Origin of the sequence: Novipirellula rosea (genome assembly GCF_039541335.1) — a bacterium.
GTDB lineage: Bacteria > Planctomycetota > Planctomycetia > Pirellulales > Pirellulaceae > Novipirellula > Novipirellula rosea.
The window spans coordinates 60,041-72,062 of sequence record NZ_BAABGA010000040.1 but is presented as its reverse complement, the minus strand read 5'-3'; the positions used below and the strand labels follow the sequence as shown (position 1 = coordinate 72,062).

The 12,022-nt window shown below is 51.5% G+C and carries 7 protein-coding genes; all 7 read right to left on the bottom strand.

Translation table 11 applies throughout. The annotated features are described in order from the left end of the window. Positions 1-393 precede the first annotated feature (393 nt). Positions 394-843 (bottom strand): Ig-like domain-containing protein, encoded by a 450-nt coding sequence (locus ABD971_RS16865; protein ID WP_345323955.1) that lies wholly within the window; start codon positions 841-843, stop codon positions 394-396. A gap of 174 nt (positions 844-1,017) precedes the next feature. After that, entirely contained in the window at positions 1,018-2,553 is a 1,536-nt protein-coding gene (locus ABD971_RS16860) for a ComEC/Rec2 family competence protein (protein WP_345323953.1), read from the bottom strand. After that, positions 2,543-4,597, bottom strand: a complete 2,055-nt coding sequence (locus tag ABD971_RS16855) for a gluzincin family metallopeptidase (protein ID WP_345323951.1) — start codon at positions 4,595-4,597, stop codon at positions 2,543-2,545. The genes ABD971_RS16860 and ABD971_RS16855 overlap by 11 nt, the downstream gene beginning before the upstream one ends. Positions 4,598-4,783: 186 nt before the next feature. Next, a complete protein-coding gene (locus ABD971_RS16850) occupies positions 4,784-5,587 on the bottom strand; it encodes a CYTH domain-containing protein (RefSeq protein ID WP_345323949.1) in 804 nt (267 codons plus the stop codon). Positions 5,588-5,794: 207 nt separating this feature from the next. Then, positions 5,795-7,582 carry a hypothetical protein gene (locus tag ABD971_RS16845; RefSeq protein WP_345323947.1) on the bottom strand — a complete coding sequence of 596 codons (1,788 nt, stop codon included), beginning with the start codon at positions 7,580-7,582 and terminating at the stop codon, positions 5,795-5,797. A gap of 99 nt (positions 7,583-7,681) precedes the next feature. Beyond that, the gene (locus tag ABD971_RS16840) at positions 7,682-8,989 is read right to left on the bottom strand and encodes a tetratricopeptide repeat protein (RefSeq protein WP_345323945.1); all 1,308 of its coding nucleotides are present in this window, start codon (positions 8,987-8,989) and stop codon (positions 7,682-7,684) included. A 586-nt stretch (positions 8,990-9,575) separates the two neighbouring features. After that, positions 9,576-11,984, bottom strand: a complete 2,409-nt coding sequence (locus ABD971_RS16835) for a patatin-like phospholipase family protein (protein ID WP_345323943.1) — start codon at positions 11,982-11,984, stop codon at positions 9,576-9,578. Between the last annotated feature and the right edge of the window lie 38 nt (positions 11,985-12,022).

Here is a 12,022-nt window from a genome sequence, read left to right as displayed (position 1 = left end):
CGAAGAATCAACTCGAGCAACTCGGTGAAACAAAATTTCCCGTCGAGCGTCGTCAATTAGGGGGCCGGTTGGGCGTGCAGGCGGTGTACGCCGACCAGCAATGAACATTCAACTTTTTAAATTGGCGGACTCGCCAACATTTCCTTACGATTGAATTTGAGGCGGGACGATAGTGTCGTGTGCAGCATCGTTGATGCAGATTTCAGATCCTGAAACGCGTCTCGAAAACCAATTCCGTCATGCGTATCACGTCGATCGAGCGGAATAGCTCGCGGTTTTGGTCTTCGCTTAAAAGCGGATCGATGCTGGCAACGTCATTCTCACCTAGGAAACGAATGATTTCTTCAAACGTTTCCAGTTATAATATTGTGTGCGCAGTTCACTTCATTTTCATCACGATGACGCCGAATTTGGGGAGGATATTTTCTGGGTGTAAGGCGCGCAGACTTTGAAAAATGCTCCGTTGTCTGCCAATGTACATCCAGGTGGACGGAAGTCATGCTTCGGCTTATTGATTATGAGCATGGCGTTTTTTTCGTTACCCTCGTGATCACTTGTTGTGACCTTGATCTGATAGTGCTGGTCAGGCGGATCCGCGTTAAAGTCAAAGCTGGTTGTAAACGGCGTGTCTTGATCGGTATCGATCAGCGTGCTCCCCTTGAAGAATTTCACACAGGTAACACCAACGCCATCACTGGCATCCGCTTCGATGGTTAAGACCCCGCCGACGTGATCCTGATCGGCTAGAGATTTGATCGCCACCGTGGGTGGAGTCGTGTCTTGCGTCCAGCCCACGATCGGTAAACAAGTGAAAAGCACGAACATAAGTAATCGTCGGCTCATCAGGGAGGCCCTTATTCAATTTGTTTTGCAGTTAATTATGAAGTCTCAGACTTGTCAGCAAATTTCCCGAGGTACTCACGGTCGATCGACACGGCGACGGCTTGCAAGTTGTCCTCGACAGGTGGCAAGGTTGCCCCAGAATCCAACGCGACGGTTAGTATTGTCGACTCTCCTTCACTTCACCGTGTACTCCACGTACAGGCGGTCGACGACGACGTTCTTTTTGAACGCTTTCCATTCAGCTGCAGAAATGCCGTCGGGGCGTTTTTTCAGTAGCTTTTCGGGAGTATGGTTGACATCCGCCGAGACTAAGACGCGGCCCTTGCAACGTTTCTGAAGTTCATCGAGCAACGGCTTGTAAAGAATGCCATTGTAGCTGTCCTCTTTTTCCGGGATCATCGCCACCAGATCGGGATGAGTCATCATCGCCAGGCCTTTGGCCTTGATGGTCGCATTGTGGCTGCCGTGATGACTGACCTTGTAAAGGACCGTGTTGTTCAGCAGATCCTCGGTCGTGCGAGTCACTGCTTTTGGCCCTTTCCCGACCTTCCATTTCAGGTCATGCCAACTCAGCCAACTTCCGACCTGCGCATCGCCCGGGAACAACAAAACGTTGCCTGATTCCGCCAGTTCAATGGCAAGCACAAGACTGGTATTGTTGATCGCACCGTCGAGTTGCAGCGCAAACTGTCCGGCAATGTCCAACCAACTGTGTTCGATAAGACGGTATTCCTCCGTTTTGGCAAAGTAAGTCTCTTGAAAAAAGGGATCCTTCTTGGCTTCCTTTGCGTTAATTCCAACTTCACCTCCGAACGGTCCGGTATGGTTGCCAGCAGCGGCCGCAGGGTTCGCAGCGCCAAGCTGTAGCATTCCGTCGATAAATCCGCTCAGTCCGGTGTGATCAATTCCCAAATAGGTCTCATGCGCCGAACCGCCGCTGGGATTCGACTTGTTGATCAGACTGCTTCGCGGCGGACCAAGAACATAGACATTGACGCCCGGAGGAAGTGCTCTCGGATCGACTTTGTCTCCGGGTGAAAAGTACTTGATTCCGCCGCTCTTCTTGCCAAGCTCAATGATATGGCTCATGGCTGCTTCGGTGACGACACTAATCTTGCCGTTCTTCTTATACTTAATACCGCTCTTGCTGACTTCTTTTGCAGAGACACCGTAGAACCCCAGCACTTCATTCACCGCTGAGTTGAAGTGTTTTCGCGCAGTGGCAATTCTCTTGCCCATGTACATGCCGCTAAATTGGCGAGCCTCGTCCCGTTCTGCATTCTTCAAATGCATCACAGCGACTTGTAGGGCGGCCGCTCCATCACGAAGGCGAGAATTGATGGCGACCGCCTCTTTGTCACGTGGATCTTCGGTCCAACCCAACCAGACTTGCCTGATCTCAAATTTACCGAAGTAATCGGGGCTTCTGGTCGGATGAAAGAACGAGACGTGATCCCAGTGCTCATGCGTGACCACCAGCACGTCCACGGCTGGATTGCCGCCACCCGCTGGCGTCAGCGTCGCTTTCAAATCCTCGATCACGTCTTCAATCGGAACATCGGCCGACTTCGTATTGTATTTGATGCCACAATCGATCAACATCGTAAAGACACGGTCTTTGCCCTGGAAAAACGACAGCAGAAAGCAGTCGCCAAAGCCGTGCCGATACATCCTGACTTTGACCGAAGTAACGGAGGCTTTAGTTTTCATCGTGGTCTCCGTTGACGGTGGCATGGGAGTGCATAAAGGCAAAGGGGCCAGCGAGCGTATTCATCATCTTGCTGTCAAAGTAGGTCTCGTTATTGTCTCCGAGCATGCCGTGCTCGTACTTAAACTGGCGAATCATCCGAGCGCGATCATCAATGTCTTTTTTAACTGCATAACGCAGTCTTAAGGCGTCGAGATCAAAAATCAGGGTACAGCCCCCTCGGAAAATAATGTGCTTGTCGCCCCGTTGGTTAAGACGCGTGTCGTCAGGAACAAAGAAACCCTCTTCATCCACAGTGACTTCGTTTGTATCTGCGTCGATTTTGAATCGCACACCTCGTTTTTGAATGAGCGTGATGACCACGTGATTGACGATATTTCCGTCTGGCGTCACACGATTTGCGATCCATACGTTCCCAATCGCATAGGATGCGGTATTGGTTGTTTGGTAGGCAAACTCCAACCCCAGTTTCTCAGTAGCCTTCTCGTCGCCTGGGAACATCAATCCCGTCAGTTGCGAGAATTGTTCTTCATCGCCACCGGATATGAACTTGGCCTCCAGGAGGCGGTGAAGTCCTTGCTGCCCACGTTTTCCACGAATCAGATCCTTCGTTTGCTTGTACAATTCGTCTCTTTCCGACAAATAGCCAACCGTGTTTTTCAGTTCACGAAGAGACTCCCCTAGCCGTTGCTCTTCCTTGGGGTTCAATTTGCTCGGATACAGCGGTTGCAACAAATCTTCAACGGCCATGCTTTTAATACCGACGGCGCTGATGCCACGCTTCTGAAACGCTTCGACAAAGGCCACGCGGAATCCTTGTGCATCCTCGGCCATCATGTCGAAGTCGGCCGTTACCAGGGCGCGCAAATAATCGCCGAATGTGAGATCCAGTGGGGGACAATAATCCAGTGCGCGAATGCAGATTCTTAGCACGTCGCTTGCCGTTTTGGCAGCGATCCTTGCCATCTCATCCACCAGATCTGGATGAAGTTCACCTGAAGGCAAGATCCCCGTTCCTCCGGTAGCGATTCGCATCAACTTCCGAACGCGTATTTGATAGACGCTCAGGAAAGCATCAAAAACGGCTGCTACTAAAATCCCGCCACGTTGGTGGGGTTCCATCACGTTGGCGTAGTGATGCGGATCCGGTTCATGTGGTTTCCAGTCCCCCTGTTGGTCGTAGCCACCGATCGCGTCTCGCAGACTTCCATAACCGCCAATGGCCTGACCAAACTGCTGAGCCAGTTGACCAAGCAAGTTTTGTCGATTGAGATCGCCGCGAGTCAGTGCGATTTGGTGCCGGAGCACTTCAGGAAAGGTAAAGTGCTGAAACAGAGCGACAATATCCGCGAAAGCTTCATGGAACGCTCGAGTGTCAGGATGCGTTGCATCAATGTAACGTCGATGAAGACCATCCAGAATTGCATGGGTTGTTTCATGAGCGATGATGTCATGGCTCAGGCACGTGAAGACGGTCGCTCCCGGCAATTGCAACTGAGGATTGATGGGGGTTGCGTTGAAATAACCGAACAAAATTGCTTTCTTATTGGGATCGTAGAACGCGTTGGCTTGACGAAGAGCGTGGGGATAGACCCGCAACCGTTGCACAAAGCCGAATTCAAGCTCCTTTCGTCTCGTCCCTTTATCCCTTGGCTTTGATTGAGGAATGTTCTCGGCCCATAGTATCTTTCGACCAAGTGCCTGCTCGAAGTTCTTGATCGTCGTCATCATCACCGCATAAACCATCTGCTGATGGAATTGCGGATTGCTGACGCTAGGAGCAAAACCATCCTGAGCCAACAAACGCGGGTCGTCCAGATTAACGGGATTGTAAAAGCGTCCGGTCGCCGGGTCGTAGTCGACGATTTCAAGATACTCACCCGCAGGTGATGAAACGCTAGGGTCCTCTTTCCTCGGCGACAGTTGTTCCCAGCGAACCTTGTAAGTCAACACATTCACTTGCATTGTCGACAATGCCGTGCTGAGGCTTGGATCGAGCGCATAACCTCGCAACTTACGAAATGGCGGGTTGGGTATCTCTTGCATCTTAATTTGCTCCCATCAATGCCACAGATCCATCGAACACTAAAAACACAGAGGCTTCGCCACAGGAACGAATCAATCGCTGTCGCAATGAGAAATGACGGCAGCAGTGATTTGTTTCAGAACGCATGCGGGTGTTCTCGTGGATAAAGTTCTAGCTGCTGTCTAGGACACGACGTCAATTACCGCTCACCCCTGGTATACAAACTGGGTTTTGGTGACTCCGTTGGGTTGGCACCAATCGAGTTTCTGAATGGCGGCGAACAGATCGTAGGCGGTCTGTGCTGCCGCGACAGAATATCTCTCCGTCTTGTCACCGTAACGGAAAGAGAATTCGGCACAGACGATTCGGCTTTTCGACGTGTGAGACCAAAGGATCACCGCGACCGAGCCGTCAACTTCCGACGAGAGAGCTAGTTTCACTCCCTTACGCACTTGTTCGTGTGGCATGAAGTGGTTAACCGTCAACAGCGGTGTCTTCCCTTCGCAACGCCCCCCGTCGCGTGGGATTTTTTCCAGAATTGGAAACAGACGCGATGCCTTGCCGACCGTTTCGGGTAAATCGCCGGCGGAAGCTGGAATCGTGACCGAATGCGAAAAACGGCTGCGAAACGGTGCCGCGATGTCCTCTTCGAACTTAGCCTCCCCCTTTAACTTTTTGGCGGGCCGCAAGTCGGCGTCGGCTGCGACGTAGCGATCCTCACTACGACACTTCAGCGTGAATTCACCATCTCCCGAACCTCCCTTCTTTCGCCGATGCCGCAATACCAACTGGTTTTTGCGAAACGAGAAATCGGGTGTGTCCAAAAATTGAATCCTTCGCTGATCCAACTTGGAAAAATCCCCAGATACCTTCGCGTCGAAACGCTTGGCGAGTCGCTGCAGGTCCTGCTTGACCTCTTTGTGTCCATCTCGCGTGTTGCCGAACAAGCGCGGATCAATCATCACCTTGTATTCACGTGAAATGACCGGAAGCATCGTCTTGCTTTTCATAGGATCATGCTCGCGAGTGTGGTCACATCAGTGGTCTTGGGAATCCGGCGAATGGACATGAGTTCATGCGATGGCATCCTGTTGGAACGGAGAAGCCTACCGTTAACATGCATGCTATCCGTTGCCGCTGAGAAACACAAATGTTTTCAGTAACATCTGGGCGATCAGCGACTATCCATTGGACGCACCTGGGTTTCAGCGTTTTGACTAAGTTACGTCCACCGTGGCTTCGCCCGACGATTCATTGTTCGGATTGACCACGACGATCTTTAGCGTTCCGGCTTCTGCGATATCGGCCGCAGTAAGTCCGACCGTCACGGCTGTATTCGTCGTCTTGCTTGGCTCACGCAGCGATTCATTCACCTTCACCTTGCAACCGGTGACGAAATGGGTACCGCGAATTTCAATCGCAGGCACTGGGGTCGCACCATGTTTGATGGTAGCCGGAGTGACGTCGCTAATAACGGGCTTGGTCGCGTCGGGCTGTAACGGTTCGGTGCGTCGATCGGCGGTCTTGGTCGTCAGAATGGTTTCGACCAACTCTTTCAACTTCAGCGTCGCCTGGTCGGAGAACAGTCCAACAAGTGCGGCGATCATCGCAATGCTAAACAGATTGTCGACCGATTCGCCGGCGATGTGGCCGCGTCCCACCACGAAGAAAACGATCAGGGCAAGCCCAGCGCCGATACAAGGTTGGAACAAATACCACCAACACCAACTGGGCGAAAATTGCCGATTCCCCACAAAGGCACCAAACGATGCCACCGAATGCAACAAGCTGCCAAACGCGCCCATCAGCAACACGAAAATCAGAATGTCTCTTTTATGGGAAGCCCCCGATTCGACCGAGGCAATGAGGATAACATTTGCTCCTGCGCGTATGGACTCGTCCTCCTGATCTTGGGCAATCACCGTCAGCGTTTGCGTTTCCTCAATCCTAGCCGGAGCCTGATACACGCCCTTCTTTGATATCGTGCCTACCTTCGGCTCGATGTCCCAAGTGATTTTTGGGGAGGATGATGAATTGACTTTGGCATCTGGCGCCGCCTCCAGTTCACTGTCTCCGACTTCGGTCACGGTGGTGAACGGGATCACCTGCGATGCTCTTGCGGTGATCTCCGCAGGCAAAACCTGAAGTTGTTTTGATTGCGAAAGGATGACAACTGCAGTCCCAGAGCTCCCCGAATCGTCAACACTCTCCGCCGTGACAACGACATGTTCCGCTTTGGAAAACTTATCCGGTGCCGTGTAGACACCCGTCACGTCGTCGAGGGAGCCGCTGTCGGTTATCCCGTTTTTCGTTTTCGACCATCGAAACGCCGTGGCGTCGTCATCGACGGTTCCGGCAACCGATGCAGAAAACGCGAGCTTTTCATCCTTTTTCAACGTTGCCATGGGAGGACTGACAATCACTTGCGGCGTTTCGGGTGCCGAATAGAGTTGTTCCCACCTGTCGACGATGGCCCAAATCAACAACGCACCGAGAACAGACAAATAGACGCCAAGTAACAATCGCTTCAACGGTGTGTCCAGCAGTGTGATCGTTGCGTTAGCAAAACGCTGCGACTGGTCTCGACTACGAGCAGTAAGCACGACCGTCCGTCGACTCCAAATCCACCGGGGCGCCGTGTAAACTCCTTCTTGCGTCAGTTTGCCTGCTGAGGGCTCCTCCCAAATCAATGGCTCCTCTGATTCGCTGCGGAACCACTGCTGCTGTTTCGAGGTCAACTCGACACTCGCGGGTGTCAACTTCAACGCGGGGGAGGGTGGCAACAGCGTCACGGTTGCCCGATCGATTTCCGACCCGTCGGCTCCTCGCACGATCAAATGGACCTCTTTCTGCTCGGCAACCTGACTGGGGGCGGTGTAGCGATGACTCTCGGCATCCCAAGTCCCTATTTCGGGAGGCTCGATGCTGCAGCCGTCGGGAAGTTCCTCGACAATGAAATCAACGGATTCCGAGGCTCTCAGTCTTTTCGTTTCAGGTGTGATCATGCCTCACATTTCCCCGGGTAGATGAAACGGTGGTTTGGCAGTTGAAGCCTTCAACAACGTCAAGGATCGAAAGGCACCGTTTGCTGCCTCGACTTTTGGCTACGGCACGGGTGTGAGTTTTTGCTCAAAGGATTCTCGTAGAACGACAGCGGGTTTGGCGAACCGTACTGGACCAGTGGTTCGCACGATCGCTTCGCCGAGTGCCATGTGCTTGGCGGCGCGAGCGTAGTCGCCCATCGCGGCATTCACCGCGGCCAATGACCGGTAGTCCCAAAATGTTTTAGTTTCACGAGATGCAAACACCAACTGCACGTCCGCCTTTGCCGCAGCAACGCGGGCGGCATCCGGCAAATGAGTCGCCAACAAGTACGCCCGATGACTTCGTGCTTCGTTTAAGCTTGGATCGAGTTCAATCGCGCGGTCGAGGTTTCGCTCGGCGTCGTCAAATTTGCGGAGTTCGGTTTGCACTTGCCCAAGATTGCTCCACAGATACGCGTTTTCTTCCGGATACTTTTCCAATTCGATCGCCGTTTTGAAATCCGATTCCGCGGCAGTCAATTCGCTTCCAATCGCCAATCGCACGACGCCTCGTCCCGCTACTGCCTCGCCATCGGCCGCGTCAAGCGTTACGGCAATCGAAAAATCGTTGAGCGCGGCGGCGTAGTCGGCTTGGTCGTACAAAACGCGGCCCCGGGCTTTGCGGGCAAAACCATCGTGCGGATCGAGTTTGACCGCCAGATCGAGTTGCTTTCGAGCCGAATCGATGTTGCCAAGATCATGGAGTAATGCGCCCATGTACTTGCGTGAGAACGCGTGATTCGGATCAAGCTGGATCGCCTTGGTGAAGTCATCCAGTGCGTTTTGGTTTTGCCCGACTTGGTAGTAGGCCAGGCCGCGGCCCATCCAAGCGGGCACCGATTTGGGATCGTCTTGGATGGCGCGGGTAAAGGTAGCGATAGCCGCCGGCTGATCCTGGGCGGTGATTTGGGCATAGGCAAGCGGTTCGAGATAATCGCCTGGCGAATTGGCGATCTCCACTGCTTTCTTCAGATCGGTGATCCCTTCGGCGTGCTTACCCAGCGACATACGTACAGTACCGCGTGACAAATAATCGCGTGCGTTCGCTCCCGTAGCAAAAGGCTTGCTGAAAAACGCCTCTGCCGCATCGAGTTCGATTACATCCGCGACGGGAACCCAGCCAGGTCGTCCCCGGCTGACCAAAATTTTGCTGCCGTTGACCTCCAGCACCTTCAGTACTTGCCCTGCGCCCGCTTGGTCGACGTTTTTTGCATTATCGACGATGGACAGGTCACGGCGGGCTGCGACCAGATCTCCCGGCTCCAATGCGAACGCTAAACTTGCGTTCAAACAAACAAGCACGGCTCCGACAACAGCCTTCACACCCATCGCATTTTCCCCGCAGCGTTTATTTTGTTGACACCCCCTCTGATGGTCGTTAAGTTTGAACTTGGATGCAAGAGTTTACATCGAGTTTTTCTTACATTTTAACCAAAGAGGACGCAACATGTTGATACGCAAAGCAGCATTTCTCGCGGCGGTTTCATCCGGATTCTTCGGAGCAACGCAAGCCGAGGCAGGCTGTTTCGGCCGGCGCAACTGCTGCCAATCCACCCCCGTGGTGTGCCCTCCATGCACGACGCCATCGTCAACCATTCACTACGAGCAACGGGCTTGGACGCCACCTGTGGTTCACTATCCGGCACCGGTTGTTGAATACTCACCCGTCGCGTCAAGCGGATGCGCTCCGTGTGGCGGGAGCAGTTTTAAGAGTGCGGCTTCGCCGAGCAATTCGTGCAACGAAATTTATGAGTTACGGGGGGACAACCGAATTGTCTATGAGTCAACTGGATCAGGAATCGTGGGAACTAGCATTGGCGAATTAAAACGCGACCTCGTTCAGCTTAAAGCAAGGTTGAACATTGCTCTTACACCTGAAGAAGCGGTGATATTAAACTCTAATTAATGCAAACGGTCACTTAATTAGTTGTTCGAGCACTTGTTCGTCGATAGGATCCAATACCGTAGTATCAACTTTTGGCTGAGTCCATCCAGTCGGCAGCGTGTTAAAAAGCTCTTGAAGCTCAGCGTTTGTCACTAGAGTATGAACATCGTCACTGGATTGAAGGCTACCCTTAATAGCCAGATATATTTCTCCTATCCGACTAACCTCTACCGGCAATGATTTCGCCACTAACTCCGGCAACTCGAGTTTCAGAAGTTTATTACAATCTAATAACATTACGGAAACCACATTCCCTTCTCGACCAAGATAAGCAGTTTGCAACAACGCCTGCTGTCCTTGAACTTCTTTCAACACATTTCCCCACTCAGTAGTCTGACTTAATGCAACAATAGTTTTGTGTGTCACGATTGGCTTCTGGCTTTGAAATATTGTCGCTACAATCGGTCGTGCAAAATTAATTATCGTCGCAACGCTGAGGCTGACGAGCAAGACGAGAAGCAACGAATATGCGATTCGTTTCCAAATTGGAATAGGAAGGTGCTTCCACGCGTCCAGAAGCCCACCAATTAGCGGTTTTCGCTCTTCTTTAACAGCGCCTTCCAGTGACTGTTTATCTGTCCCATACCTAGAATCCATATTCATATGGGTGATTTTCTCCGGAAACAAGTCTTTCCAAAACCCATCATCAACCTCAACGTCTTGAAATGGGTAAATTCGCAGTCGCTCACTTGCTAAGTCATATCCCAGCCTAATGATCGCGTATGTTTCCGCCGGTCCTAAAGGCGTAAGGTCTGTGGCCAGTTGAGCAACACGGGATGCGACGGATCGAGTAATCGGCTGCATATACAATGCGGAGTCTTGTTGTTCGTCAATCAATGTGACATCCCAATCGCGGATCCCAACGCTTGCCTTTTCATTCGATAAGAGCCTCGCTTTGTCCATCTGTGACAAACGCCGCATTTGTATATCAATGGTTCGTTGAAGCCGCGACAGCCAGACTGACGCGGATTGTTTCTGCAAATTTGCTTTGCTCCAATCGAAAGTGGCTCCCGCATCAGAAATGATTGCAAGCGAACTATCACGTGAGTAACTGACTGACGAATACCAATCCAGGGCAAGATTATCCCTTATGCCTCCGTCGGCAATTTCTTGCTCATAAAAGACACCGAGTCGGCTGATCGGAATCTCACCCGAGAAGACTTTCGCGGTCATTCGCAACGGTGGGAAAAACGGGGGAAATGCCGCTGAAGCTTGTATCGCTCGAGTCAACTCAATCTGATTAACTGGAATCGTGTCAGATTCCATGAGATGACCTGTAGCCTCGCTGTGCATGAACTGCTGGATCCCAGATCGCGAGAACACGACGCAGTCCCCCGTAGTAAGATTTGTCCCAAGGATAAACAATTCGCATTCAGGTGTATTTCGACTCATCAAAACAGGGTGTTTGAACGCCTGGGTGCTACGTAAGAGACTGTGGATGCTTGTGCTTTTCATTCCGGATAGCACTTTCCTCCGCAAGTCGGTAGTTTGAGCGAGTTTGACTACTTCGTCTGCAGTTCTAGCAAATCCATTGATATAACCCTGACGATTTTGCGAGAAATGAGCAGCCGTTATACTTCCACCAGAAACGCCAGCAATCATTCGGACATTTTCTAACGCGTTTTTTGAGTTTAAAGGTAATTTTTTTTCGTAGAGATACCTAAGAACCCCAAGGTGAAATAAAGTTGCCCTATATCCGCCGCCAGACAAGAGAAGATGTATGCTCTTGCAGTCCCAACTGGTTTCCTGACCCGACTCAAGAGCATCGACCGGCAACTCTCCAGATTGTTTTTGGATTGCTGGCGTGAGCTTGGCAAGGTTGAACTCTTGTGGATTAGGCAAGCGTGGTTCTAGTGCTTGGACAGGTCCCAAGCTTGGGACTATTGCTTTCGGTTGATTTGTAAGCACCCGATACAATTCTTGATAGCCAGAATCCTCTTCAAGATTAAGACTACTGACTACGTGGTAAGTATGGTGTTGAAGAAAGGTAGGAATGAACTTTGTGTCTGCTTGCTTGAAGACAATGGGAATAAACTTCGTATTGTTATGTGGTGAATCGTAGAGTTCGTTTCTGAGTAATACACTCTCCCATGCAACCCCCCTTCCTATATTAGGTGCTTCCTCGCCGCGAATTCGTCGAAAGTATCGCTCAGAAAATATGCAAAGCACAAAATCCGCCATCTCGATTTGGCGTTCCATCCAAAGCGGCCAACCTTCTGGTGGACGCGGTTCGTATTGATCAATTTGACAATCAATGCCGTCGGCACGAAGCTTATTGGCAAACGACAGCACTTTCTCGGAGTGTTCTCTGGAGTCATGGCTATAGCTGATCAGAACTCTGACAGTCATACCACCCACATTTGCAATCTGGTTCGTCATAGAATCACCAAACAAATCTGACAGAAAACAACCTCGCT